Genomic DNA, 26,030 nt, shown 5'->3' with positions numbered 1-26,030 from the left:
TCACTCTTCGTCAAGCTGCCGGACGGCGCGAGCGATCTCCTCGGCGTCCGTTCCCCGCACGGTCACGGGGCGGCCGTTCCGCTCGAAACTCATGGTCAGCTGCGGGGCGTTCAGCTTCTTCCACTGGGCGACGGTGTAGCCCAGGGACGCCGCGCTGAAGCCGGAGCTGACGACCAGCTGCACCATATCGAGCACGAATCCCAGTTCACCCTCGACCGGCTCGGCACCGACCAGCCGCACCTCGGCATGCCGGCGGGCGTCCGGCTCGTCGAGCAGCCACTGATGGAGACTCGCGGCCAACTCCCCTGCGGTGTCGGCATCTTCACACCGGATCGTGATCTGCACAGGAAGCCTCCGGTCCCGCGAGCGAATGTGGTTTGAGCATAGAGCCCGGCGGTGCGCCCGGACGGCACTTTGCCGCATCGAAGGCATGCACGAACCCGGCCCCACACCCGAGCCGCTCACCCCAGCGGGTGCGCCTCCCCCTCGTCCACGGGTGGTTCGCCACCGGCTTCGTTGAAGGCCGTGAGCGCCTCGATGAGCGAGGCGCGTTGCGCGGGTGCGAGACGTTCGACGATGGCGCTGATCTCCGCGCGGCGGCGGGCGGTGACCTCCTCGACCGTGCGCCGCCCCTCGTCGGTGAGCTGGAGCAAGGTCTCGCGCCGGTTGTCGGGGTTGGCCTGACGGAGCGCCAGGCCCGCCGTGATGAGCCGGTCCACCATGCGCATCGCGGTCGACGGGGCGACCTGGAGGAGCTCGGCGAGGGTCACGAGCTTGGTGGCGCCTCGTGTGGAGAGCACCACCAGCATCCGCAGCTGCGGCAGCGTCACCCGCTCCTCCACCTCGCCGAGTGACCGCGCGGACACCGCGACCAGCAGCCTCGACGCCGTGAGCACCGCTTGGGTCACCGCATCCACATCATCCGTGCCCCTCGTGGGGACCGCGCGCTCCGCCATCTCCCCTTTCTACCGCCCGGAATCCTTCGACGTCGTCATGGGACGCCGGCAGGCGGCCGGCCTGCGGCCCCGGGCAGCCGCGCGGGTGACCGGACCTCAGGGCGTGCCCATCAAGTCCTGTGCACGGGGGGCGGCATGGTAGCTCATCGTCGCCGGCCGCCCCGGGGATTTGCGCATCGTCGCTGAATCATCTTCTTTGCTCAATGCAAACGTTAGCGTGACCGTGCCCCAACAGCCCCATGGGCGACCGCGCTCCGGCGCCCCTCGCGCGCAATCAGGAGGCACGATGAAATCTCATGCACGCAAAGCCCGGCCCACCTCGAGCCGTGGCCGTCTGATCGCCGGCGTGGTCGCTCTTCTCGCGGTCGTCGCGAGCGTATCCGTGTGGCTCGCCCAGAGAGACAGCGCCGCCGACGAGTCGCACTCGGCCCATCTGCCGGCCGCGAACGCGGCCCCGGCCGGGCCTCAGGGAGCTAACGCGGGCCCGCTCAGCGCCCTGGACAAGACCTTCCTCACCAAGGTCCGGCAGGCCGGGCTGTGGGAGATGCCGGCGGGCCGGCTCGCGCAGACGCATGCATCGAGCGAGGCCATCAAGCGCGCCGGTATGCACCTCCTGGAGGGGCACAGCAAACTCGACCAGCTGGCCCGGGAGGACTCCGAGGCGCTGAGCGTGCCCATCCCCGACGAGGCCAGCGCCGAACAACAGGGCTGGGTGGACCAGTTGAAGGACGCCCGGGGCAAGGCGTTCGACCAGCTCTTCGTGGACCTGCTCCGCGCTTCCCACGGCAAGATCTTCATCACCATCGGAGAGGTCCGCGCCACCACCAAGAACACCCTCATCCGGCGGCTGGCCACCCAGACCAACAACACCGTCCAGGACCACATGGACGTCCTGGAGGACACCGGCCTGGTCACCGAGGCGACGCTGGACGATGTCGCCTCGACCATCCCCAAGTGACCACCCGCCGAAGGGACATGGGCGCGGTCGGGTGAGCCGTGCGCCCGCCCGGGAACGTCAGTCGCCCCAGATCTTGCGGTATGCCTGGCGGTAGCCCTCGGAGTCCCAGGACAGTGCGCCGCCGCTGTTGGTGGCCGTGGCGACGTGGACGGGGGCGACGTACCCGCTGTCCGGGGCGCCGGTGAAGGCGCGGTTGAACTCGTCGACGATCTGCCAGCCCTGTTCGGAGAGCGGCTCGGGCACCGTGGCGGTCTGGAACTCCTTGCCGTTGACGCGCTGGAAGGCCGACGGATCGCCGTCACCGGCACCGATGTTGAACGGGGCGCCGGCGCCGTCCTTGCCCGCGGCGCGCAGCGCGGGCGCGGCGTGCTGGAAGTACAGGTCGTTGATGGCGGCGGAGTAGGTCCACTTGCGGCCGAAACGGGACAGCAGGGAGCGGACTTCCTTGATGGACCGGCGGTTGACCTCGGGAATGGGCATGTTGGTGTAGCTCAGCAGCTTGGTGCCGGAGCAGGTGGCGAGTTCCTTCTTGATCAGATCGGACTTGCGCTTCGCGAACGGAACCGTGGCGTCGGTGAACAGGACGACGCCCGCGCGCCCGTTGGACCGGGCGATGATCCAGTCGGCACTGATCTTCGCGACATCCTCGACCCGGGAGGTGATGTTGCTGAAGAGCTTCGGATCCTTGCTGGGGCCGGGGGCCGGGGCGGCGTGCCAGCCGATCAGCCGAATTCCCGCAGAGTTCGCCTTCTTGACCTCTTCCGGGGCCGTCCCGGGGTCGAAACCACTGATGACGATGCCATCCGGCTTGAGGCGGAGCGCCTGCTTGAAGGCGGCCCGCAGGCCCTCGGGCGTGCCCTGGCCGTTGAGGGTGCGGGCGTGCCAGCCGACGATCTTGGCGGCTTCCTGGACGCCCTGGGCGACTCCGGCGACACCGGGGTTGGTCAGGGTCTGGGCTATGTAGACGACGGACTTGCCGTGGACGGCCTTGGGTCCGGTGGTGGGGCCCCGCCAGGGAGCGTTGACCGCTTCGGCCTTCTTGACCGCCTTCTTGGCGCGCGACAGGACGGCGGGGCATCCGGGCTCGGCGGCGGAGTCCCGGTGGGTCGCGGTGGCGCCGGCGCCGGGTTCACAGCCGGCGGAGGTGGCCATGACCAGGAGTGCGGCGGCGGTCACGACCGCCTTGCGGGTGGGGTGCACGGGTCTCCTCGCAGGGCGGGATGAGCATATGGGTCGGTGTGGGGGGAGACAGGTTACGGGTGGCGGCGCCCGGCGGAGCAGCCGCCTTCGGGAACGGACGACGCGCCCCTCCGGCACAAGTCCGTGGTGCGGAACGAGCCGCTCCGTGCGCCCCGCTCCCCATGAAATCCGGCCAATCATCCCATCCGTCGGCACTGCTCTCCGCAGCGGAGGCAACGGGCCAAACATGACAAAGAATTGAATACCACCTGGCTATTGGTCGTCATGTGTTGCATGCCCGTGCACAAGCGGTAGTGTTCACGGCCGGTTGGGCATGTGGCGCGATCTTTTCGTTCGTGTTCGGAACGAAATCCACAAGCGTCACTTTCCCCATCGTCGGCGGTCGGCAACAACAACACCTCGGTCACCGCTCAGGAGCACGTCGCAAGGAGACCTGGGTGTCTGTGGACACAGTGGACCCGCCACACGAACCGGACCGGTCCCGGCGTTCACCGATGAGGCCGCGGCTCGGTTCGCAGACGAGCGCGCTCCTGGACCGATGGCCGTTCCGGCGGAAGCTCAATGTGCTGGTGATCGCGCCGGTCGCGGTCGTCGGCGTACTGCTGGGCATCGGCGTCACCACGCAGATGGACAAGGCCCTGGACGCCGACCGGACCGCGGAGCTGGTGCGGGACAGCGAGCAGGTCGCCAGGCTGATCAACGACATCCAGGCCGAACACCGGCAGGCGCTGCTGCTGTCCGTGGAACAGGAGTCGGCCCGGCCCGGTGCCGCCCTGCCGTCCACCGCCGACTACCGGCAGGCACAGCAGGCGACCGATGAACAGGTCACCGCCGTCCAGTCCGCGTTCGGAGCGGGCCTGCCGAAGGACGAGGCGCGGGCCCTGACCTACATCCGGGGCCTCGCGGTGCTGCGCGACAAGGCCGAGCGGGGCTCGGTCCCGGCCGCCGGCATCGACCCCGCGTACGCCGCGGCGGTCGGCTACCTGATCGACGGCATCGGCCTGGACCGCTTCATCGGCACCTCGTCGTCCTCGGTCACCCACCTCCTCGACACGGTGCTGCGCGCCGACGCCGCCCACGCGGCCTTCGAGAGCGGGGTGTTCTCCGCCCAGACCCGCGATGCCAACGCGCTCACCGAGTACACCCGTGCGGTCGGCGCCCACAAGCTCTACGACGAACAGACGGCACGCTTCGGCCGGATCGCCGGCCCGGACCAGGTGCTGCGCCTGGGCGGGATCGAGCGCGACGCCGAGGAGAACGGCATCGAGGCCCAGTTCGCGGAGCTCCAGATCGACCCCGGCTCCCTACAGGGCCAGAGCCCGCAGCAGCTGCGCAAGGCGATGGCCGCCGGAACCCGGCAGGCCGAGGCCCGTCTCGACATCGCCCGGTCGCTGATCGAGGAGATCGCCGACGAGGCCGACAGCCTCTCCGCGAGCGCCCTGCGCAACGCGCTGGCGATGCTCGGCATCGCCCTGCTCGGTTTCACCTCCTGGCTCACCTTCTCCGTGCTGGTCCGGCGCTCGGTGGTCCGTCCCCTGACGGCCCTGACCGGCGCCGCCGAGCAGGTGGTCGACGTGGCCGGCGAGGAACTCGCCAGGGTCGAGGACGACGAGTCGCCGGAGCGCGCCCCGCTGCGGCCGCGGCCGATCCCCGTCCCGGTCCACGACGAGATCGGCCACCTGGCCAAGGCGTTCAACCAGGTGCAGGTCACCGCCGCGGCGCTGCTGGAGCGACAGGTGCTCAGCCGCCGGAACGTCGCCGAGATGTTCGGCAATGTCGGACGCCGGGTCAGCAACCTCACCTCACGCCAGCTGATGCTGATCGACGCCGTGGAACGCGAGGAGACCGACCCCGACGTCCTGGAGCGGATGTACCGCATCGACCACATCGCCGTGCGCCTCCAGCGCAACGCCGACAGTCTGATGCTGCTCGCCGGAATCCGGGACCCCGAGGTGGAGGCCCGGCCGACCACGCTGGTCAACGTCATCCGGGCAGGACTCGGCCAGATCGAGGGCTACCAGCGGGTGTCCCTGCGGTCCGAGACCGAGGTCACCGTCGGACCCGACATCGTCGACGACCTCACGCTGCTGCTCGCCGAACTGCTGGAGAACGCGGTCTCGTTCTCGCCTTCCGACTCCCCCGTCGAGGTGGTCGTCCGGCCCGGCACCGACATCACCGCGGACGGCGGTGCCCTGATCGAGATCATCGACCACGGCCTCGGTATGAGCGCGGAACGGCTCGACGAGGAGAACTCCCGGCTGATCCGCCGGGAGCGGCTCGACCTCGTCCCCACCAAGGTCCTCGGCCTGTTCGTGGTCGGCAGTCTCGCCCGGCGCTCGGGTATCCGGGTCACCCTGAGCCGTACCCCGGGCGGCGGCGTCACCGGCACCGTCTGGCTGCCCGCCGGACTGCTGCTGGCCGTGCAGCCCGCCGGCACCCCGTCCCCGGCGGCGGACGTGACCGGGGACCGGGGACCGTCGACCGCCCCCGAGCCCGAGTCCACCGCCTCCGAGCCCGAACCGGCCCCGGCCACTCCCCTGCCGGTGCGGACCCCCGCCACCGCTTCCGAGCGGCGGGCCACCGCCCCGTCGCAGCAGGGCGAGCTCCCCCGGCGCCTCCCGCAGCGTACGGACGAGGAACGGCCCGACGCCGCGTCCGGGCCGCAGCCGGCGGACTCCCCCCGCCCGCTGCGACGGCGGGTCCGGGGCGCGACACTCACCATGACCGCCCCGCCGCCCGACCGAGCGTCCCAGGACGTGCGCCCGCCGGCCGACGCCGACGCGGTCCGTTCGGAACTCGACGAATTCGTAGCCGCCGTACGCCGGGCGGAGCAGGAAAGCGCTCCGCCCCCGAGGGATTCAGGGCCCTCGACACACCAGCAACCCCGGAAGGAGTCGGGCAGTGAACACGCCGACGGGTAAGAGCGGTTCCGAGCAAGCGGAACCCATGGATCTGACCGCTGCCGCGGCCGACTTCACCTGGCTGCTCGACCGGTTCGCCACCCAGACCGCCGGTGTCGTCGACGCCATCGCGGTGTCCTCCGACGGGCTGCTGATCGCGGTCTCCCAACTGCGTGAGCAGGCCGACTCCGAGCGGCTCGCGGCGATCGTGTCGGGTGTCACCAGTCTGGCCGCCGGCGCCTCCGGCAACTACGGTCTGGGCGGCCTCAACAAGGTCATCATCGACCTGGAGGGCGGCCATGTCCTGGTGTCGGCCATCGGCTGCGGTGCCGTCCTCGGCGTGGTGACCTCGAAGGAGGCCAAGCTGGGCAACATCGCCTACGAGATGACCCTCTTCGCCAACCGGGCCGGGAGCGCGCTCACCCCCCAGCTGGTGCTGGAACTCAAGAAGAACGCCGGCGCCACACCGGCCCGCTGACCGTTCCACTCCGCGGAGGCGGGATACCGGTGCTGAGAAGAGGATCATGATGGCGGACGGCGAACCAGGGCCGGACGAGGCGGCGGGCCCGTCGGAGCCGGCCGGCCGTGCTCCCGCGATCCGGCCTTTCCTGCTGACCGCCGGCCGGGTGGCGGGGGGCGGCACCGGCCCGCCGCTCCCGGTGGAGACCCAGGTCGTGGCGACCTCGTCCGGGCTCACCGCCCTGGGGTCGCTCGCCTTCGAACAACACGACATCGTGGCCGCCTGCCGGCGGCCGCAGTCGGTGGCGGAACTGGCCGCACGGCTGCGCCTGCACCTCAACGTGGTCCGGGTGCTGGCGGAGGACCTGCGCGCCGCCGGACATCTGGCGGTCCACGTCCCGGACGCCGGCACGACCCAGGACATTTCCGTACTGCGAAGGGTTATCGATGGTCTCCGTGCCGTCCCCGACTCACGGGACACACTCCGTGACAGCGGTTGAACAGCCGCCGGTACCGGTCAAGCTGGTCATCGCCGGCGGCTTCGGCGTCGGCAAGACCACGGCCGTCGGCTCGATCTCCGAGATCCGGCCGCTGACCACGGAGGCCGCCATCACCGAGGTCGCGGCAGGCGTGGACGATCTCACCCACACGCCCGGCAAGACCACCACCACGGTCGCCATGGACTTCGGCTGCATCACCATCGACCCGACGCTGAAGCTCTATCTGTTCGGCACGCCGGGCCAGGACCGCTTCGGGTTCATGTGGGACGACGTGGTCGAGGGCGCGCTCGGCGGTCTGGTGATCGTGGACACCCGTCGGCTGGACGACTGTTACGCCGCGGTCGACTACTTCGAGCACAAGGGCATCCCCTTCGCCGTCGCCGTCAACGCCTTCGACGGCGCGGTCCACCACGACCTCGATGAGGTGCGCTGGGCGCTGGACGTCTCCGACCACGTCCCGCTGGTCGTCTTCGACGCCCGCAACACGGGCTCGGTCCGGGACGCCCTGCTGGTCGTACTCGAAGTCGCCCTGTCCCGCGCGGAGAACACCGTGGCGGGCTGACTCCCTCACCACCGCCGGGCGCAGGCGCGTCCCCCGGCACCACATCACCCACCCCACACCCCGTAACTACAGGTAAGTGATCAGTTTCACTCGGTGCGGAACCCCGCTCGCCGGCCACGCCGCCCTCCCGGCTGTCATGATCCCTACCGATGCGGAATCCAGCTGATTCCGCACGCACCGAAATGACGGCGAAATCAGGGGTGTTGGCGTGAATTTAGCGTGGTCGTGGCGGGCTGTGCGACAGCGGACGGGCACCGGAGCGGGGCCCGCTCCGTGCGGGCCGGGGGTGGCGCCCCGGGCCCCTCGCGCACGGGCGATGAGGCGTTTCGCAGCGGTCGGCGCGGTCGCCGTGCTCCTCGGCCAGCTCCTCGGCGGGCACCCCGCCGTGGCCCGGGCCAGTGCCTTGCCGGGATCGGCGTTCCCCCTCGTTCTCGACGTGGACCTGACGCCGAATCCGGTGTGCAGCGGCCCCGTGCACGGCCGGGTTCAGGTCTACGACCCCGCCGCGGCGAAGCACGGAGCGACCGTGGAGTGGCGGGTGCGCGCGGGGGCGAAGCAGCTGGCCGGCGGGCGTCTCGCCATGAACGCCAATGTGGGCACGGCGACGTTCGCCATCCCCTTCGACCGGGTGCCGGCCACCGAGACCGCGTTGCAGATCGACGCCCGTACCGCCGCCGCCTCCGGGGACGAGGCGCCCGGCCGCTACGGCAAGGTCTGGCGCGACACCATCCGCCGGGGGTGCGACCCGGTGCGGGTGGCCTCCGTCGGTGACTCCGTGGTCTGGGGGCAGGGCCTGGACCACGACCAGAAGTTCCCCTACCTGACCGGTCAGCAGCTCGGCCGGGAGACCGGCCGGGGCCATCAGCAACTGGACTACTCGATCTCCGGCGCGGTGCTCGACGCACCCGACCTGCCCGCGGGCAACAACGACGCCGCCTGTCTGCGCACGACGGAGAAGCAGGACCCGGACGGCGACGGGGAGATGGAGTTCGGCGAGGTCACCCAGCAAATGCCCGATGTGTTCTGCCAGTTGGAAAAGGCGGGCGCACAGGCGCGGAAGGGCGGCTACGGCCTCGATCTGGTCGTGATCAACGGGTGCATCAACGACCTCGACCCCTTCTTCGGCATCGGCGTCGGTATCACCCCCGGCTCGGAGAATCTGCCCGAGGCGGTCAAGCGCGAGTGCTCCGGCGTGGGCGCGGCCCCGGAGAACCCGGCGAAGGACGTGCCCTACTTCAGCGGCGCGAAGGTCGGATACGGCGGACGCGGCATGGGGGCGGCGATCGAGAAGGCCCACTCCCTGCCGGGGCACCCGAAGGTGCTCGTGGCCGACTTCTACTACGCGCTGAGCCGCAGCAGTTCCCCGATCCCGGTGAAGCGCTGCTCGGTCCCGGGAATCACGGCGGGGCGGCTGCTCTCCTGCAAGGGCGCGCTCGGCAGCGTGTCCGAGCGCTACGAGCAGTACACCCAACTGGCCAATGCCGCCTACCGTCAGGCGGCGACCGCCGCCAACAAGGCGTCCGCGGACGGCCCGTACGCGACGGCGGCCGACGGACTCTTCACCGTGGACAATGCCGTCCTCACCCCGGACTCCAAGGTCTGGAACACCCCGGTGACCGACCCGGCGTTCCCGCTGCGCACGCGGGCCTGCCCCGAGCTCAGCGCCACTCCGGCCCAGTGTCTGAGCGCGGCCGTCGGCCACCCCGACATCGCGGGCGCCCAGCAGTACGCCGAGTCCTTCCTCCGCAACCCGAGCCTGCGCCAGTGGTTCCACCTCCCCCGGCAGGGCCCCCGGGCCCAGCTGAAGGTCCCCGGGCACGCACACGTCGGCAGTGAGGTGCCCCTGTCGGTGACGGTGGACGGCAAGGCACCCGCCGCCGGATACCGCTACCACTGGTACTTCGGCGACGGCACCCAGCGGGAGACGGACGAGCCGGCCGTCACCCACGCCTACGACCACCAGGGGCCCTGGCTGCCACGGCTCGTGATCACCGGCCCGGACGGCAAAAAGATCCTGGTCGAGGCCCCACGGGCACTCACCGCCGACTGACACGCCACGGCCCGGCGCACCACCAGCACAGGACACCGTCCAAGGGGCGGCTCGCAGAAGCGGGCCGCCCCTTGGCGCGCCCGCACCGCGCCCGCACCACGTCCGCACCCCGCCCGCTTCGCGATCTCGGACGTCGCGAAGACGCTCCCGGCTCTGGCGCGAGCGGCCGGAGAACGATGAGGTGGGATGCCACGTCGAACAGTCGGACGAGGGGCCGCGCGCCCGGCACCGACCCGTGGTGGCACGGGACGGTCCGGACAACCGCCGCGCGGACGGGAGGAGTGCGGGCATGGAGTTGGAGCTTCGGCACCTGAGAGTGCTGTGTGCGATCGCCGACGCCGGGAGCGTGGGCCGGGCCGCCGCGGACCTGGGGTACTCACAACCGGCCATGAGTACCCAACTCCGGCGGATCGAGCAGCACTTCGGCCATCCGCTGTTCGTGCGGAACACCTCGGGTGTGGAACTGACGCGGTACGGCACGGAGGTCCTGGCACAGGCCCGCGACGTACTGGCCCGCGCCGCGGCGATCGGCCGCCGGCCCGCCCCGGAGGGGACGACGACCCGTCGCCCCCTCCGCCTGGCCGCCACCAACTCACCGGTCCTGGCCGGCATGCTCATCCGCCTCCGCAGCCAACTTCCCGAGTTGGCGCTCAAGGTCAGCAGCGTGTATCCGTCCTCGGAGATCGTCGAACTGCTGGAGCACGGCGAGGTGGACGCCGCGATCGCCGCGGACTACCCCGGCCGGGAGCTGCGGCACTCGGCCACCGTGACCCACCGCGGGATCGTCACCGAACCGTCCTTCGTCGCCCTGCCGGCCGGCCACCGGCTCCGGCACTGCCCCGAGGTGACACTCGCCGACCTGGCCGACGACGCGTGGTTTCTGACCCCGGACGACGGCGCCGGCTGGCCGGGAGTGTTCTACGCAGCCTGCCGGGCGGCCGGATTCACCCCGGCGGCGGTCCACGAATTCCTGGGCGACCAGCAACAGTTACAGAACATGATCGCCGAAGGCATCGGCGTCTCCGTCGTGCAGGCCACGCTCCGGCCGATCCCCGACGTCCTCATCAAACCGCTGGTCGGCACCCCCCTGTGGTGCCGCTATGTGCTGGCCTGGCGCCGCGAGAGCGTGGCCGACGAGGTGGCGGACACCCTCTTCGGCTCCGCCGCCGCGGCCTACCGCGCGCTCATCGCCCAGTCCCCCCACTTCCGGACCTGGGCCTCCCGCACCTGGAGCGTGGCCAGACCGTAGGGCCGGACCCTCGATCGACACCCAACAGACCGCCGCAGAACAGCAGTTGTCCATAGTCGGCCATCAAGGGCACCCCTTCCGAATGTTATGACGAACTCACCCCAGGTGCTATGTCACACCTTATTGTCGCGGTCGATGTGCGCTGAGAAGGTGCCACTCACGCCTCAGCTCGATCCCGAGGCGCATCTGTCCACGAAGGAGCATGGATGCGCTACCGCTTCCCCCTGCCCAGATCTGCGGCCGGCGGCCTGGCCGCCTGCCTCGCCACGGCCGGCCTGCTGGCCTCACCGGCACTCGCGGCGCCGCACTCGCCGGCTGCCGACCGGCCCGTCGCCGCGTCCCGGACCGCCGCCCACCCCGTACCTCCGACCGGCCCGACCGTCGGCGCGAACGAAAGGTCCGCGCTTCAGGGCCGGCCGCGCGGCATCGCCCAACTGCCCCCGCTCAGCGCGAAGAGTCCCCCCACTTCTTCGACTGCGGCGGATGACCGGAAGGACGCGGACCACGGTGCCGCGGCGGCGTGCAGCCCGTCCGACTTCGGCAGCCGCACCGGACCCGAACTGGTCACCTTCATCGAGTCCTCGACCACGGACTGCGTCAACACCCTGTTCAGCGTCACCGGCAAGGACGCGTACAACGTCTTCCGCGAGGACCAGATGGTCACCGTGGCCAACGCCTTCCAGGGCAGGGCGACATCGTATCCCGGCAACAACTCGGAGCACGCCTGGCAGCTCGTGCTGTTCCTGCGCGCGGGCTATTACGCGCAGTACAACCACCCGGACGATGTCGGCGACTACGGCCCGACCCTGGCGACCGCCTCCCGGAGCGGCCTGGACGCGTTCTTCGCCAACTCGCACACCAAAGAGGTCACTTCGGACAACGGCAATGTCCTGGGCGAGGTCATCATCCTCTCGGACAGCGCCAATGAGCAGGCCCGCTATCTGACCACCTACAAGCAGGTGCTGAGCGGCTACAACAGCTCCTACGACACCATCCCCAGCATGCTGGCCGCCGTCAACGACGTCTACACCCCGCTCTGGCGCGGGAACTGGAACCCCGACTACGTCAAGGCGGTCACGGCCGATCCCAGCATCATCGACACCCTCAGCACCTTCGCCCTCGACCACCTGGACATGCTGGACACCGACAACTCCTACCTCGACTCCAACGCCGGGATGAACGTCGCCCGGTACGTCGAGCACGCGGCCCTCCAGGAGAAGGTCCGGCCCCTCATGAAGGGCCTGCTGGACGCCTCGAAGATCTCCGGTCCGACCGCGCCCCTGTGGGTCACCGTCGCTTCCCAGGCCGACGCCTACGACAAGGCCAACTGCTCGTACTTCGGCGTCTGCGACCTGTCCGGCCAGCTGACCAAGGCGGCCCTGCCGACCACCCACAGCTGCGACGCGACCCACACCGTCAAGGCTCAGTCCTTGAAGCCCGAGGAACTCGACGCCACCTGCGCCAGCGTCCTGGCCCAGGGCCCGTACGTGCAGAACCTGGTGAAGAACAACGGCCCGATCCCCGGCCAGTACGAATCGACCATCGATCTCGTCGTGTTCGGCAGCCGCAAGGACTACCAGACCTATGCCGGGGCCATCTTCGGCGTCGACACCAACAACGGTGGCATCACCATCATCGGAGACCCCACCAAGCCCGACAACAAGCCCATGTCGATCATGTACCAGAGGAGCGACGACAACGGCTTCCCGGCCCGGATCTGGAACCTCAACCACGAGTACACGCACTACCTCGACGCCCGTGACGACATGAAGGGCGACTTCGGCCAGCAGACATCGGTCCCGGACATCTGGTGGATCGAGGGCCTCGGCGAGTACATCTCGTACAGCTACCGCAAAATCACCAACACCCAAGCGGTCAGCGAGGCCGGCAAACACACCTACAAGCTGAGCACGCTGTTCCAGAGCACCTACGGCAACAGCGACGTGACCCGCACCTACCCCTGGGGCTACCTCGCGGTCCGCTACATGTTCGAGAAGCACCCCCAGGACATCGCCACCATGCTCGAACACTTCCGCACCGGCGACTACGCCGGCGGCTACGCCGTCTACAACACCGACATCGGCACCCGCTACGACACCGACTTCGACTCCTGGCTCACCACCTGCGCCTCAGGCGCCTGCACCACCAAGCAGTCCACGAAGACCACACCTTCAACACCAAGGCCCCAAGCCTGACCGTTCCCTCTGAGCGCGAGCTTCGGCCCCGGGTGCTTACTGGCCCCGGGGCCCCTCGGCCCAGCGGACCAGTACCGGCGGACCAGGACCAACGGCCGATCGCGTCCCGCTGACCGGGGCTATACGTTCCTTGGACCACCATCCGACGGGCCTGCCAGGGGCCCGCGCGTCCCAAAGGAACTTTCATGCGTGTCACCGGCTTCGACCACCTCGTTCTGAACGTCGCCGACATCGAGCGATCGCTCGCCTTCTACTGCGGGCCGCTCGGTCTGGAGCCCGTTCGGGTGGACGACTGGCGCGCGGGCGCGGTGTCCTTCCCCTCCGTGCGTGTGAGCCCGACGACCATCATCGACCTCATCCAGGGGCCCCGCGAGGGCTCCAATGTCGACCACCTCTGTCTGGTCGTCGAGCCCCTCGACTGGCAGGAGGTCATCGACTCGGGCGAATTCACCGTGGTCGACGGTCCCGGGCCGCGCTTCGGCGCCCGTGGCGAGGGCCAGTCCCTGTACGTCAGCGATCCGGACGGCAACACCGTCGAACTCCGCTGGTATCCGCACGGCGCGTAGGGGTATGGACCGGACGGCTCGCCCGAGGGGGCGCCTGGGCGGTCTGCTCCGACGGGTCGCCTGGCCGGGCTGCGTTGGCAGACAGCCCCCTGATGGGGTTACCCCCACTTCCACACGGTGGACCGCTGGATAGGCAACGGTACGTGCGTGCGGCGATCGTGGCGTATCCGGGTTTTCCGCTCGCCCGGCGGCGAGGGCCCCGGCACACAGTGCCGAGAGGCGACAGCCCGTCAGGCGCTCGGAGGGCCGCCCGAAGGATCACGAAGGGGGAACAGTGGACCGTTCGATGGGGCGCGCGCTCTCGCGCCGTACGTTGCTGGCCGGCGCGGCGGGTACCGGTGCGGGAGTCGTGTGGGGAACTGCCGGGAGGGCGGTCGCCGGCGGGTGGGGACAGCCGGTGGCGCAGGGGGCGGTGGACTCCGAGGTGGCGCGTCTGGAGCGGGGGCTGATCGCACTGCGGCGGGACATCCACCGGCATCCGGAGGGGCCGGGGCAGGAGCAGCGCACCGCCGGTGTGGTGGCCCGTGAGCTGTGGGCGGCCGGGCTGGCCGTCACCACGGAGGTGGGCGGCCACGGCGTCATCGGCGTCCTGCGGGGCTCACGTCCGGGCCGGACCGTCGCGTATCGGGCGGACATGGATGCGGTGCCGCCCAAGGACATCGTTGGGGGCGGCCCGGCACCGGCCCACCTCTGCGGGCACGACATCCACACCACGGTGGCCCTCGGCGTCGCACAGGTCCTGGCACGGCTGCGCCGGCACCTGGCGGGAACGGTGGTGTTCCTCTTCCAGCCCGCCGAGGAGAGCCTGTCGGGGGCCCGTGCACTGATCGGCACAGGTGTGCTGGAGCGCACCCACGTGGCGGAGATCCACGCGCTGCACTGCGGGCCGTTCCCCGTAGGCCGGTTCGCGCTGACCGCGGGCTTCGGGATGCCGGGCCAGGACAAGGCGGAGGTGACTGCCTCCGGGCCGGACGCACCCGATGTCGCGCGGCGACTGGCCGCCGAGATCGGCGCGCTCGCCACGGTGGCACTGCCGCAGACTCCCGCGGACCTTGAGCGGATCGTCGCCGACGCCCAGACTCCTCACGGGCCGCTGGCCGAGTTCGTGGCAATCCGGGCCCGAGCGCAGGAGGCCAAGGTGAGTGTGTCCTACCGCTGCTGGCCTCCGGAGCGGTACCTGGAGGTACGTCAGGACATCCAGCGTCTGGCCACGTCACACCCGGGGGCCGGAGTGAGCTTCCCCGGCGAGCCGTTCCCGGCCATGGTCTGCCCGGAACGCGACGCCCGCGTGCTCGCCCACCATCTGCGGCGCGCACTCGGCCGGGATGCGGTTACCGAGCTCCATGCCGCCTTCCCTCCCTTCAGCGGCGAGGACTTCGCCCTCTACTTGGACCGCGTCCCCGGCACGTTCACCTTCCTCGGCGTCCGCGCCCCCGGCGCCGCCATCACCACCAGCTACCCGCACTACCCCGACTTCGCCCCGGACGAGCGCGCCATCGGCGTTGGCGTACGGGCCATGGCGGGCTGGGTCGCGGAGCGGACCCACGGAGCGCAGAGCCTGACCGGCGGGGAGGGCTGAGCTTCCAGCAGGTACGGCACCGCGCTGTCACGCTCGGCCTGCCAGCAGGTCGTCCAGTTCGGCTGCGAAGAACAGGGCCGGGTCGAAGCCCATGTTGGTGAAGTGGCCGGCGAGTTCCAGGGACAGCACGCCGTGCAGCCGGGTCCAGAAGGCCAGGGCCCGATGGAGGGCCGCGGGCGGGGCGGGGTGGTCGCCGGCCCAGTCCCGGTGGTCGTTCAGGTGGGCGCTGAACGAAGCCGCGTGGTCGTCCGGAGCGAGCGCCGTGCACGCGTCGAGCAGCGTCCTCATGATCTCGGACGCGATGCCGGTGATCTCCTCGGGCGCGTGGTACCCGGGGACGGGCGTGCCGTAGATGAGGAAATACCGCTGGGGGTCCGCCAGCGCCCAGCCGCGCAGGGCGTGGGCGAGTCCGGCCAGGTCGGCGCCGTTGGTGGCGGCCGCGCGAATGGTCTCGCCAAGGCTCCGGTACGCCTCGCGGATGAGTTCGGTGATCAGCTCGTCGCGGCTGGCGAAGTAGCGGTAGAGCGCGGGGCCGCTCATGCCCATCTGCTTGGCGATCGCGTTGAGCGAGAGCGCGGACGCGCCCGCCGTCGCGATCTGCTCCCAGGCGCGCTCCATGATCTCTGCGCGCACCTGGGCGCGATAGCGCTCCCGCGGGGTCCTCGTGTCCGTCTCCGCGTCCGCCTTCACCACGACCTGCCACCTTCCCCACTCAATTGGCTACATCTTCCAGGTTTCGTTAGAGGTTATCACGCACCTATTGCTCCCTCGCGGAGCGCGGGTTATAACTTCTAACAGGGCTAATAAGGTCTAGCCCGTGCGGGATGTGCAGTACGGCTGCGCACCGTGCACGCCACCGAACGCGGGGAACCCCCATGACCCCCATAGCCGAGTCACCTCAGCCCCACACAGGCCGGCCCGCTCCACTGCCCACCAACTGACAAGGGAGACCTCATGTCCGGCACCCCCACCACCCGCACCTCCACCACCCGCACCCCCAACACCCGCCTCCGCGCTGCCCTTTTCACCGTCCCGCTCGTCGCCATCGGAGTCCTCGGCACCGCTGCCGCACCGGCCGGAGCCACCACCTCTCCGGCCGCCAGGTCCCTCACCTGCCGCGGCGAAGGCGTCAATCCCCACGCCCTCATCCGCTACCGGACCGAAACCGTGATCCACGCGCCGCTGCGCACCATTTGGAGACTTCAGACCGACGTGGAGCGCTGGCCGTCCTGGCAGGACGCCGTCACGACCACGGAACGCCTCGACCACGGCCCGTTCCGCAAGGGTTCGGCCTTCCGGTGGACAACTCCGGTACCTCCCAACCCCACCCCCGCCACCAGTCTCGAGATCACCTCGACCGTCGAGCAGCTCAAGCGCCACTCCTGCATCCGCTGGACCGGTCCCGCGGTCGGCGAAGGTCTGCGCATCGACGGCGTGCACGTGTGGAACTTCACCAGGGTCAGGGGCGGCGTCCGCGTGAGCACCGAAGAGACCCACACCGGCGCCGAGGTCGAAGCCGACGTTCCCACCGCGACCAAGCTCCTCCGCCAGGGCCTCGAAGCCTGGCTGCGCGACCTCAAAACCGCCGCGGAAGCCCCCACCCAGAGCCGGCCGCGCTGAACCAGGGACCAGGGACCAGGAACGAGGACCGGAGCCTCGCCGTCGTTCTTCTCAGCGTCCTACGCGAGGAGGCCGGCGGCTCGGCACTACGGGCACGGACCGGCAAACGCGGGTCGGTTGACCGGTCCCCTCAGTGGCCGTGGCCGTGACCGCCGCTGTGGCCGCCACCGTCAATCCATTTTTCGTAGTCCGCCTGGTAGCCGGCTGCGTCAATCGGCTGCCTGTTCAGCACCTGGAAGTTGACGAGGTGGACATGCATCGGGTGGGCGTCGTGGTTGGGGTTGATGTACTCCCAGATCTCGGTCGAGCCCGCCGTGATGAAGTCCTGCGACGGCTCCATGAAGGGCACCGCGTTGAAGGTCATGGTGCCGAAGAGCTTGTGCTGGTGCAGGACCCACTCCCGCCGGCGAGTGTGCGGTTTCCGCTCCAGGGGAGCAACGGCCGGCAGGTTGAGTTCTTGGGCGGCGTTGTCGGGTCCGTGCCTCCGGACAACGGTTTGGTGACCTGGAATTGCATGATTTCCGAGATTTCCGGGCCCCGGCCGGGCATGCCGGGGTAGTGGACCGGCGCGTGGTAGTTCGTCAGAGTGACCTTCGTACCCATGGGAATCTGGCTGAAGTCGACAATCAGGTCGTACCGCTCGGCCGGCCCGATCAGGAAGTTCAGCATGTGCAACGGGGCACGGAATCCGCCGTCGGTGCCGATCAGCCAGTGCGGTCCTGGGAACGTCGAACCTCAGCCCTGCCGCATCGTGATCTCGTAGTAGTCGGCGCCCGGATAGACGGAAGGGTCCGGGATGGCCGTCAACGGCGTGGGCAGCGGGTCAACGTACTTCTCCAGTGGAGGAGTTGACGTCACCGAGGTGTCCGCAGGCCCTTCCCCGTGAGACGAGGACGCATACCTCTGCGCTCCCAGAACACCCAGTGGAAGCATGGCCGCGCCCCCAGGGCACCGGCCATGAGAAATGAATTCCAGGGCCCCGCGATCCTCGCACCCGGAGATGTCCCGGCCGGCCGACGAATGGCCGGCCGGGACATCGGGCTCAGGCGAGGTCGAACCGATCGAGGTTCATCACCTTGTCCCAGGCCGCCACGAAGTCACGCACGAACTTCTCTCCCGCGTCCTGGGACGCATAGACCTCCGAGAGGGCTCGGAGCTGGGAGTGCGAACCGAAGATGAGATCGACGGCGGTGGCGGTCCACTTGATCTCGCCCGTGACGCGATCCCGGCCCTCGAACACGTCCTCCGTTGAGGCCGACGCCTTCCACTCCGTGCCCATGTCGAGCAAGTTGGCGAAGAAGTCGTTGGTCAGTGTCTCCGGCCGCTGCGTGAAGACGCCATGGGGGCACCCCGCGAAGCCGGTGTTCAGGGCGCGCATCCCGCCCATCAGCACCGTCATCTCGGGAGCGGTCAGCGTCAACAGGCTGGCGCGGTCCAGCAGGAGCGTCTCCGGTGACAGCTTCTCTCCCGCCCGGAGGTAGTTGCGGAACCCGTCTGCCTTGGGTTCGAGCACGGCGAACGACTCCACGTCGGTCTGCTCCTGCGAGGCGTCCGTACGTCCAGGTGCGAACGGGACGGTGATGTCGTGCCCGGCGTTCTTCGCGGCCTGCTCGACGGCCGCGCAGCCGCCCAGGACGACCAGGTCCGCGAGGGACACCTGCTTTCCGCCGGTCTGTGAGCCGTTGAAGTCCTGCCGGATCCCTTCGAGGGTCTGCAACACCTCGGCCACCTCGGGCCGGTCGTTGACCTCCCAGTCCTTTTGCGGCGCGAGCCGGATCCGTGCGCCGTTGGCCCCGCCACGCTTGTCGGTGCCGCGGAAGCTGGACGCCGCCGCCCAAGCGGTGGTGACCAGCTGGGAGACGGACAATCCCGAGGCGAGGATCCTGCGCTTGAGGTCGGCGATGTCGTCGTCCGCGACGAGTTCGTGATCGACCGCGGGGACGGGGTCCTGCCAGAGCTGTGGCTCGGGAATCCACGGGCCGAGGTAGCGCGAGACGGGTCCCATGTCGCGGTGCAGCAGCTTGTACCACGCCTTGGCGAACGCCACCGCGAGCTTGTCCGGGTTCTCGTGGAAGCTCTTCGCGATCGGTCCGTAGACCGGGTCCACCTTCAGCCCGAGGTCCGTCGTCAGCATCATGGGAGCGTGCCGCTTCGACGGGTCATGGGCATCCGGCACGGTCCCCTGGGCCGCGGAATCCTTGGGAGTCCACTGATGCGCACCGGCGGGGCTCGTCGTCAGCTCCCAGTCGTACCGGAACAGGTTGTCCAGGTACTCGTTGTCCCACTTCGTCGGCTCGGAGGTCCATGCGCCTTCGAGCCCACTGGTGAGCGCGTCGGCGCCCTTGCCGCTGCCGTATGTGTTCCGCCAGCCGAGGCCCTGCTGCTCAAGGGGAGCCGCCTCGGGCTCCGGGCCGATGTACGAGGGATCGACCGCACCATGGCACTTGCCGAAGGTGTGTCCGCCGACGATGAGCGCCACCGTCTCCTCGTCATTCATCGCCATCCGCCCGAAGGTCTCGCGGATGTCCCTGGCGGCAGCCATCGGATCCGGGTTGCCGTTGGGTCCCTCCGGATTGACGTAGATGAGCCCCATCTGCACGGCACCGAAGGGGCCGGTGAGTTCCCGGTCGCCGGTGTAGCGCTCATCTCCCAGCCAGGTGTCCTCGGGTCCCCAGAAGATTTCCTCGGGTTCCCAGATGTCCTCTCGCCCGAAGCCGAAACCGAACGTCTTGAAGCCCATCGATTCCATGGCACAGTTGCCGGCGAAGACCAGCAGGTCGGCCCAGGAGATTTTCCGGCCGTACTTCTGCTTGACCGGCCAGAGCAAACGGCGCGCCTTGTCGAGGCTCGCGTTGTCCGGCCAGCTGTTGAGGGGGGCGAAGCGCTGAGCGCCGGCGCCGCCACCGCCCCGGCCGTCGGCGATGCGGTACGTTCCCGCGGCATGCCAGCTCATCCGGATGAAGAGCGGCCCGTAGTGGCCGTAGTCGGCAGGCCACCAGTCCTGCGACGTTTTCATCACCTCGAATACGTCCCGCTTCAGCGCGTCGACGTCGAGGGTCGAGAACTCCTCCGCGTAGGTGAAGTCCTCGTCCATCGGATTGGACCGGGACGAGTGCTGATGGAGAATCTGAAGGTCCAGCTGATTCGGCCACCAGTCCCGGTTCGTCCTGGGCCGGGTCGGCGTGGGGGCCGGGGAGGGGATTACCGGGTTCTCGCTTTCGCTGCCGGACACGTCCGTCCTTCTTCCTGTCTCGGTGTTCCTTCTGCTGGCTGCTTGCTCTTGACGTGGGTGAGAACCCACCCTTGTGCACGACGCCGGTGATCGATCCTGTGTCGGCGTCCGTATGGTCGCGCACCGCGGGCCGCACCGTTACGAGAACACGCTGAGCACCCCGCGTAACCAACACGCGAAGTCCAAAGAGAGTCGGTCAGGGTGGACACGGCGGCTCCGTGCGGGGCCGCCGGGAGACCAATCGGGCGGACGGGCGATCAGAGGGGGAGCAGCACCCCGACCCCGCGTTCCAGCGCGCGGTGCATGAGCGCGTGGCCCACCGCGATGTCGCAGACGGCCATGCCGATGTTGCTGTTGACGATGATCTCGTCGGCGTTCTCCCGGCCGGGCTTCACCCCGGCCAGCACCTCGCCGGTCTCGGCGAAAACCGCGGGCAGGCCGTCGGGGAAGTACCCCATCGACGCGAACAGTTCGTGCTCCTCGACGCTGTCGACGAGGTACTTGTCGGCGCGCCGGGACGTGCGCGGATCCCAGAAGGTGTTCAGGTCGCACGGGAGGATCGTCTGTCCGGCGCTGACCCACTCGTCCTTCACCACCGCGAGCGGCTCCCGCAGGATGACCGTCGCCGAGCTCAGCACCTCCGCGCTCTTGGTGACCGCCTCGGCCGACTCGCCCTTGACGATCCGCACGCCCAGCTCGTGCCGCAGTTCCGCGATCAGGGCATCCGCCGCGGCCTCATCGGTGTCGTGGACGTAGACCGTCTCCAGACGGGGCAGCGCCAGGGTCGCGTAGCGGACGTGTTCCCTTCCCTGCACGCCACAGCCGAACATCCCGAACGTGGTGGCACCGGGGTGCAGTGCCGCGGCGGCCAGAACCGTCACCGCCGGCGTCCGCATCGCGGTCAGCCACGCCGAGTCCATGACGGCCAGCGGCACACCGGATTCCACGTCGTTGAGCACCAGCAGCCCGGTGGTCTGCGGAAGGCCGAACCTGCGCGGGTTGTCCGGGTAGCACCCGATCCACTTCGCGCCCACGATTTCCGGCCCCGGCAGGTAGGCCGGCATGGCGTGGTAGAAGACGTTGTCGTACGGGTGGACACCGATCTTGGCCGGCATCTCGTAGCGCCGGTGACCGTGCTCGACCAGGGCCTGGCGGGTCAGCGGCAGAATGGCGTCCCGCGTCAGCTGTAGATGCTCGACGTCCTGGCGGGACAGGTAGAGCAGCTCCGAACCGAGCTTCAGCTGGTCAGCGCGGCGCTGTCGGTCGGTGGGGAAGGTCATGGCGAGGTTCCTTCACGATCGGTCCTCACCCGGGAGCCGTCGTCCGGGTCCCGCGCAGTCTCCGCCGGCCCGGTCCCCACCGGCATCGTCGCGGATCAGGAACCTCCGCGCCGCGCGTCCTCGCCGCGTAGCAATGCCGGGATGCCGCTGTCGAGGAGACGCCGCATCTTCAGCCCCAGATGCAGGGTCAACCGGTCACGGCCATTCTTCAGATCCCACCCGGTCTTGTTCTCGACCTGGGCCAGCCGGTAGTAGAGCGTCGTCCGGTGAATCGTCAGCTGCCCGGACGCGGTCGCGGTGTCCCCGGCGGCGTCCAGGAACACCTCGGCGGTGCGGGCCAGGGAGTCGGTGCGGGCACCGGCGCTGAGACGGGCGATCTGTGGAGGTACCGCCAGCTCCGGAGAGGTCATCGCGGCGAGCATGAGCGGGCCGTAGACGCCGGTGTCCCGCCAGGAGACGACGGGCGCCAGCTCCGGCAGCTCGGCGGCGGCGAACGCCGCCAGCACCGCCTGACGCAACAGCTCAGGAGCCTCGTCGAGCCGCCCGGCGTTGCTCAGGCCGACGTGGACGCCGCCGTCCGCAGGCCGGCGCCGCATCCCCCGCCGCAGCTCCTCGGCCCACCATGCCGCTGCCCGCTCCACCCCCTGCCGGCCGACGACGAGGGCCACACCGCGCTCCCCCACCGCGGCCGGGAGCGCCCGCGCCGGCGGCTCGTCGCCGCCCCGGCGGGTGGCGTCCGCGATCACGGCGGCGACCTCCTCGGGGTCCGTGGCCGCCGCGGCCGCGATGACCACGGCCTCGTCCTCCGCATCGACGAGCCCCTGGCCGACCAGGTCCGCTGCGGCGCGAGCGGAGCCCTCTCCCCCGTGCAGGAGGCCGGTCACCAGGGCCCGGCGGCGCCGCTCCTCCTCGGTCACCCGGAGCGACCGCTCCCGAAGCCGCGCCGACAGCTGCCCCACGCAGTCGCCCACCACGTCGTCAAAGCGCTCCGCGTGCGCGCCGATCAGCCACAGATAACCGAGCAGCCGCCCGTGATCACGAATCGGATAGCACCGCCGTTCCTTGAGCCCGAAGGACGGGTTGGCGGGAATCGACCGGGGTGTGGCAGAGGTGGCGATGCCGAAGCTGTTGACGTACTCGGCGACGGGGGCCGGCAGCCGCCGGGACAGCACCACGTCGATACGGAGCCGGTCCTCGTCCCCGTAGTGGCGGCTGCACACGACGAGGCTGCCGCGCTCGTCGTCCACGGCGACCGAATGCCGGATGCGGGCGGCGAGCGAGTCGACCAGCCGCTGGATCGCGTCGGTGTAGGGCAGGACCACTGCGACTCCCACTGTGGATGGACGTCGTACTCAGGTGCAACATAGCCCCGGACCTCCGCCGGCGCCGAAGCCGGCGGCTACCGCGTGCCCCGCTGGGCCGCCGCGACCTCGTTGATGGTGCGCTCGGCGCCGGAGCCGCGCTGTGCCTTCTCCGCGAAGCCGGGGAACTGGCCGGCGATGGCGCTGAGCGCCCTCAGCTCCACGGGTGCGACGTTGACTTCGCACAGATCGCGCTCGACGGCCCGCACCACTCCCGCGACCACCTGGCCCGGGGAGACCATGCGCACACCGGTCGGCGGGGTGGCGCCCGTGGCGGCGAACATGCCCACGTCGCGTACGGCGCCGGGCTGGACCAGAGAGACCCCCACCCCCGTACCGTGCAGGTCCTGGCGGAAGGAGAGCGCGAAGCCGCGCAGCCCGAACTTGGCGGCGCTGTAGAGCGAGGAGTACTTGGTGGCCGCCTTCCCGGAGATCGAGCCGACGAGGACGATATGGCCCCGCCCCGCCGCGACCATCCGGGGCGCGAGCGCGCGGGCCAGCATGATGGGGGCGCGCAGGTTCACGGTCAGTGAGCGGTCGATCTGCTCGGGCGTGTAGTCGAGGAGATCGCCGGTGGCGGGCATCGCGGCGTTGGCGATCAGGATGTCCGCGTCGGAGGCCGCCTCGGCGAGGTGGTCGACCTGGGCCGGATCGGCGAGATCGGCGATCACCGCCCGGGCCCCGAGCTCGTCGGCGAGCGCCTCCAGGGCATCGGCACGGCGCCCGGAGAGGATCAGCTCGGCCCCCTTGGCGGCCAACTCTCGGGCCATGGCCTGACCGATGCCGCCCACGGCCCCGGTCAGGAGAACGGTGGAACCTGCGATGCGCATGAGCTGCACCTCCGAAAGACTGTTCGTTCGAACGAACAGTATGGAGGGCGGGCGACGGTGTCAACAGCAGATCTCCAGGAGGGCGGCGCTGGCAGAATGACGCCATGGCCAAGCCCGCCGGAACCCGGCAGAGCATCATCGACGCCGTCCTGCGCATCATCGCCGAGGACGGCATCGCCGCGGTCACCAACCGGCGGATCGCCAAGGAGGCCAAGGTCTCCCTCGGATCGGTCACCTACCACTTCGCGACCCAGCACGAGATGCTGCGGGAGAGCCTGCTGCACTTCGTAGCGGAGGAGACCCGGCGCCTCACCGAGCTCGCCGGGCAGTGCCAGACCGACGGAATGGACGCCGACCGGGCCGCCGCCACAGTCGGCCAGGTCGCCGGGGGTACGCCGTTCGACAACAGGCACATCGCACCCTTCGAGCTCTACATCCAGGCCGGCCGCGACGAGCGGCTGCGCACCGCGGCCGACCAGTCCTTCGCCGCGTACGACCAGTTGGTCACCCGGATCTTCACCGGCCTCGGCGTACCCGACGCCGAGCGGCTGGCGAGCAGCGCCGTCGCGCTGATCTTCGGTCTGCAACTCCGCAGCCTGGCCACCGGCCGGCCCGCCGAGGAACTCGTCGACGCCCTCATGCTGCTGGCACGCGGGGCGCAGCACGCCTGACCCCGGAACCGGCCCCGGGAGCGCCGGCGACGAACCAGCACAAGCACCCCCACTTACTGTCCACATGACGCACCGTCAGCACTCGGGGATCTCGCGGCCCGGCCGATTCGGGCATCGCCGCCACGGATCCACATCGCCCTTCCCACTCGACCCACATTCCGTTCAACAGCCCTACAGGGAGAGGAAGAAGAGCGGCGGAATTCCGCATCCGCGCCGATGACTGCGGGGCCACCCGACCGAATACTGACGGGTCGGGTGCCTGCGCCCGGGTGAGAGCGACAGCCGAGGACACCTCATGCTCGCCGGACGGGCCCAGCCGGACAACGGTCGGTCGCCACGGCGGCACGACGCAGACGCGGCCGCACTCCTGATGCGCCGTCAAAGAGCTGACAACAGCAAGGGAACTTCCCGAAGAAGCGCTGAGCATCTTCGCCCGACTGGGCGCGGTGTTGGGACGCGCGGCAAGCGGAATCGCGCGTGCGCACCGTCGCAGCGGACCGGCCCGGGCGCCGACGACGCACCGTCAGCACCCATGTGTCCAGCATTCTCAGCAGCTGACACCTCGGGCTCTGCCGCTCGATGACGCGCAAGTGACCGCCCCCGGTCGGGATCAGAGCCGGACCGGGGGCGGGTCACGTCGTGCGAGCCGGCTGGTCAGCGACGCGAATCCGGAACCTCGCGCGGGGCGGACGGTGCCTGGTCTCCGGGCCGGGAGACCCAGCCGGCGGTGACGGCCAGAGTACGCAGGAAGGTGGCGCCGGCGAACACTGCCGAGGAGACCGGCCGTCCCATCCATCGCGTCAGATCGCCTCGCAGGTCGGGATCGACCTCGACGGTCACCCGGAGGTATCTGGTCTGGAGCCTGGTGACCTCGGTGGACCGAGGTGCCGAGACATCCTGCCCGCGCCGCAATGCCGCGCGGTAGCTGTCCTTGCGCCGGCTCATGAGCTCTCCTTGCGCCGGCTCATGTCTCATCCTGACGCTTCATCAGTTCCTCCGCGAAGTCCATGTACGCCGATCCCTTGGCCTGGACCGGGCTCCCGAAAGACTGGGCGTACAGGTCGAGCCGCGCGATCTGGGTCTCCAGCACCTCGAAACCCCGCTCGGTGAGCGCCTCGCGCGCGTCCGCATCGGGCCCGGTGCGCGTGGCATCGGGACGGTTGGTGCGATTGAGCAGCACCGCCGAGCGGGCCGGCTGGGCACGCAGGGACTGCACGTCCGCCATCTCGCCCCGGATGGGTGCCATCCGGTCCAACTCGATGGGGGCGGGGGTCACGGGCACGATCCACTCCCCGGCGTACCTCATGATGCTGCGGGCGATGCGGGGATGGTCCTCCAGCTGGGGCGCATCGAGCACGACGGACTGCCGGTTGCCGAGGAAGTCGTTCACCCGACGGTGGACGTCCCCCACCGGCAGGGCGATCACCGGAAACGGAAAGCCACCGGCCAGCTCGCTCCAGCGCAGCGCGGAAGCGGCCGGGTCACCGTCGACCAGCAGCGGCGGCATACCCGACTCGTAGAGCGCGTGGGCCAGCCACACAGCGCTCGTCGTCTTTCCGACGCCCGGCTTGAGATTCACAAACGCACAGCTCAAAGGCACAAGAACAGACAATAACGGGCATGATCGTCCAGTTTCGGCCGACACGAGGGCATGGTTTCGTGGTTCACCCGCAAGCAGTGAGAACCGTCGGACACCCGGTCGTGGTCGCGGCCGACCCTTTGTGCCACCGGCGCCCCGGGCGTCGGGCGGCCGGTTCCGCCGCCTGCGGTGACAACCCGGGCGTGTGCGGGTGTAGGTGACTGATTCGCCCTCGGCCGGCGCTCAGACGTTACGCCGTGTTATCCGAGCGTCACCGTGCACG

Annotated in this window: 25 protein-coding genes; 12 read left to right on the top strand and 13 right to left on the bottom strand. The window is 69.9% G+C overall.

The genetic code is table 11. The annotated features are described in order from the left end of the window. Complete coding sequence (locus ACFWJW_RS07945; RefSeq protein ID WP_387236514.1) at nucleotides 1-345, bottom strand: hypothetical protein; 345 nt, start codon at nucleotides 343-345, stop codon at nucleotides 1-3. A 116-nt stretch (nucleotides 346-461) separates the two neighbouring features. Beyond that, nucleotides 462-956: a MarR family winged helix-turn-helix transcriptional regulator gene (locus ACFWJW_RS07940; RefSeq protein WP_387236512.1), complete on the bottom strand. Its 495-nt coding sequence runs from the start codon at nucleotides 954-956 to the stop codon at nucleotides 462-464. A gap of 286 nt (nucleotides 957-1,242) precedes the next feature. Between ACFWJW_RS07940 and ACFWJW_RS07935 the strand changes: the two genes are divergently transcribed. Next, nucleotides 1,243-1,914, top strand: coding sequence for a DUF4142 domain-containing protein (locus tag ACFWJW_RS07935; protein ID WP_387236510.1), 672 nt, complete (start codon nucleotides 1,243-1,245; stop codon nucleotides 1,912-1,914). A gap of 57 nt (nucleotides 1,915-1,971) precedes the next feature. On the opposite strand, the gene ACFWJW_RS07930 is transcribed toward ACFWJW_RS07935, so the two are convergent. Further along, the gene (locus ACFWJW_RS07930) at nucleotides 1,972-3,114 is read right to left on the bottom strand and encodes a substrate-binding domain-containing protein (protein WP_387236508.1); all 1,143 of its coding nucleotides are present in this window, start codon (nucleotides 3,112-3,114) and stop codon (nucleotides 1,972-1,974) included. A gap of 569 nt (nucleotides 3,115-3,683) precedes the next feature. Between ACFWJW_RS07930 and ACFWJW_RS07925 the strand changes: the two genes are divergently transcribed. From ACFWJW_RS07925 to ACFWJW_RS07885, 9 genes are all read left to right on the top strand, one after another. Beyond that, the gene (locus ACFWJW_RS07925) at nucleotides 3,684-6,035 is read left to right on the top strand and encodes an ATP-binding protein (RefSeq protein WP_387236640.1); all 2,352 of its coding nucleotides are present in this window, start codon (nucleotides 3,684-3,686) and stop codon (nucleotides 6,033-6,035) included. 25 nt (nucleotides 6,036-6,060) lie between these two features. Then, entirely contained in the window at nucleotides 6,061-6,492 is a 432-nt protein-coding gene (locus ACFWJW_RS07920; protein ID WP_006601854.1) for a roadblock/LC7 domain-containing protein, read from the top strand. Between the two features lie 49 nt (nucleotides 6,493-6,541). Beyond that, a complete protein-coding gene (locus ACFWJW_RS07915) occupies nucleotides 6,542-6,973 on the top strand; it encodes a DUF742 domain-containing protein (protein ID WP_387236638.1) in 432 nt (143 codons plus the stop codon). Then, on the top strand, nucleotides 6,921-7,535 hold the full coding sequence (locus tag ACFWJW_RS07910; RefSeq protein WP_387236506.1) for an ATP/GTP-binding protein: 615 nt from the start codon (nucleotides 6,921-6,923) through the stop codon (nucleotides 7,533-7,535). Before ACFWJW_RS07915 ends, ACFWJW_RS07910 begins: the two co-directional genes overlap by 53 nt. A 316-nt stretch (nucleotides 7,536-7,851) precedes the next feature. Then, the gene (locus tag ACFWJW_RS07905) at nucleotides 7,852-9,585 is read left to right on the top strand and encodes a PKD domain-containing protein (RefSeq protein WP_387236504.1); all 1,734 of its coding nucleotides are present in this window, start codon (nucleotides 7,852-7,854) and stop codon (nucleotides 9,583-9,585) included. A 289-nt stretch (nucleotides 9,586-9,874) separates the two neighbouring features. Next, nucleotides 9,875-10,834, top strand: a complete 960-nt coding sequence (locus tag ACFWJW_RS07900) for a LysR family transcriptional regulator (protein WP_387236502.1) — start codon at nucleotides 9,875-9,877, stop codon at nucleotides 10,832-10,834. A gap of 206 nt (nucleotides 10,835-11,040) precedes the next feature. Next, nucleotides 11,041-13,029, top strand: coding sequence for a collagenase (locus ACFWJW_RS07895; protein ID WP_387236500.1), 1,989 nt, complete (start codon nucleotides 11,041-11,043; stop codon nucleotides 13,027-13,029). Nucleotides 13,030-13,214: 185 nt separating this feature from the next. Beyond that, nucleotides 13,215-13,595 carry a VOC family protein gene (locus tag ACFWJW_RS07890; protein ID WP_387236498.1) on the top strand — a complete coding sequence of 127 codons (381 nt, stop codon included), beginning with the start codon at nucleotides 13,215-13,217 and terminating at the stop codon, nucleotides 13,593-13,595. Nucleotides 13,596-13,881: 286 nt separating this feature from the next. Further along, complete coding sequence (locus ACFWJW_RS07885) at nucleotides 13,882-15,174, top strand: M20 family metallopeptidase (protein WP_387236636.1); 1,293 nt, start codon at nucleotides 13,882-13,884, stop codon at nucleotides 15,172-15,174. Between the two features lie 27 nt (nucleotides 15,175-15,201). Here ACFWJW_RS07885 and ACFWJW_RS07880 read toward each other — a convergent pair whose 3' ends face one another. Next, complete coding sequence (locus ACFWJW_RS07880; protein ID WP_387236634.1) at nucleotides 15,202-15,792, bottom strand: TetR/AcrR family transcriptional regulator; 591 nt, start codon at nucleotides 15,790-15,792, stop codon at nucleotides 15,202-15,204. A 336-nt stretch (nucleotides 15,793-16,128) separates the two neighbouring features. Here ACFWJW_RS07880 and ACFWJW_RS07875 point away from each other — a divergent pair, with 336 nt between their 5' ends. After that, nucleotides 16,129-16,794 (top strand): SRPBCC family protein, encoded by a 666-nt coding sequence (locus tag ACFWJW_RS07875; protein ID WP_387236496.1) that lies wholly within the window; start codon nucleotides 16,129-16,131, stop codon nucleotides 16,792-16,794. A gap of 130 nt (nucleotides 16,795-16,924) precedes the next feature. On the opposite strand, the gene ACFWJW_RS07870 is transcribed toward ACFWJW_RS07875, so the two are convergent. The 7 genes from ACFWJW_RS07870 to ACFWJW_RS07840 all read right to left on the bottom strand — a co-directional run bounded on the left by ACFWJW_RS07870 (nucleotide 16,925) and on the right by ACFWJW_RS07840 (nucleotide 23,497). Continuing rightward, nucleotides 16,925-17,158, bottom strand: coding sequence for a multicopper oxidase domain-containing protein (locus ACFWJW_RS07870; RefSeq protein WP_387236494.1), 234 nt, complete (start codon nucleotides 17,156-17,158; stop codon nucleotides 16,925-16,927). Beyond that, nucleotides 17,155-17,463, bottom strand: coding sequence for a hypothetical protein (locus tag ACFWJW_RS07865; RefSeq protein ID WP_387236492.1), 309 nt, complete (start codon nucleotides 17,461-17,463; stop codon nucleotides 17,155-17,157). Before ACFWJW_RS07865 ends, ACFWJW_RS07870 begins: the two co-directional genes overlap by 4 nt. Before the next feature lie 66 nt (nucleotides 17,464-17,529). Next, nucleotides 17,530-17,652: a hypothetical protein gene (locus tag ACFWJW_RS07860; RefSeq protein WP_387236490.1), complete on the bottom strand. Its 123-nt coding sequence runs from the start codon at nucleotides 17,650-17,652 to the stop codon at nucleotides 17,530-17,532. A 184-nt stretch (nucleotides 17,653-17,836) separates the two neighbouring features. After that, a complete protein-coding gene (katG, locus tag ACFWJW_RS07855) occupies nucleotides 17,837-20,026 on the bottom strand; it encodes a catalase/peroxidase HPI (protein ID WP_387236488.1) in 2,190 nt (729 codons plus the stop codon). Between the two features lie 257 nt (nucleotides 20,027-20,283). Then, nucleotides 20,284-21,306, bottom strand: coding sequence for an ornithine cyclodeaminase family protein (locus ACFWJW_RS07850; RefSeq protein WP_387236486.1), 1,023 nt, complete (start codon nucleotides 21,304-21,306; stop codon nucleotides 20,284-20,286). Between the two features lie 95 nt (nucleotides 21,307-21,401). Further along, complete coding sequence (locus ACFWJW_RS07845) at nucleotides 21,402-22,628, bottom strand: PucR family transcriptional regulator (RefSeq protein WP_387236484.1); 1,227 nt, start codon at nucleotides 22,626-22,628, stop codon at nucleotides 21,402-21,404. A 77-nt stretch (nucleotides 22,629-22,705) separates the two neighbouring features. After that, nucleotides 22,706-23,497 carry an SDR family NAD(P)-dependent oxidoreductase gene (locus tag ACFWJW_RS07840; RefSeq protein ID WP_387236482.1) on the bottom strand — a complete coding sequence of 264 codons (792 nt, stop codon included), beginning with the start codon at nucleotides 23,495-23,497 and terminating at the stop codon, nucleotides 22,706-22,708. Nucleotides 23,498-23,601: 104 nt separating this feature from the next. Here ACFWJW_RS07840 and ACFWJW_RS07835 point away from each other — a divergent pair, with 104 nt between their 5' ends. Beyond that, on the top strand, nucleotides 23,602-24,168 hold the full coding sequence (locus tag ACFWJW_RS07835; protein ID WP_387236480.1) for a TetR/AcrR family transcriptional regulator: 567 nt from the start codon (nucleotides 23,602-23,604) through the stop codon (nucleotides 24,166-24,168). 654 nt (nucleotides 24,169-24,822) lie between these two features. Here the strand turns inward: ACFWJW_RS07835 and ACFWJW_RS07830 are convergent. Beyond that, nucleotides 24,823-25,113 carry a hypothetical protein gene (locus tag ACFWJW_RS07830; RefSeq protein ID WP_387236479.1) on the bottom strand — a complete coding sequence of 97 codons (291 nt, stop codon included), beginning with the start codon at nucleotides 25,111-25,113 and terminating at the stop codon, nucleotides 24,823-24,825. A gap of 19 nt (nucleotides 25,114-25,132) precedes the next feature. Continuing rightward, complete coding sequence (locus tag ACFWJW_RS07825; RefSeq protein WP_387236477.1) at nucleotides 25,133-25,747, bottom strand: hypothetical protein; 615 nt, start codon at nucleotides 25,745-25,747, stop codon at nucleotides 25,133-25,135. Between the last annotated feature and the right edge of the window lie 283 nt (nucleotides 25,748-26,030).

This window comes from Streptomyces sp. NPDC127097 (assembly GCF_042724075.1).
Classification (GTDB): Bacteria; Actinomycetota; Actinomycetes; order Streptomycetales; family Streptomycetaceae; genus Streptomyces.
Note: the sequence above shows the minus strand (reverse complement) of the source record. Positions and strands in the feature narration are given on the sequence as shown.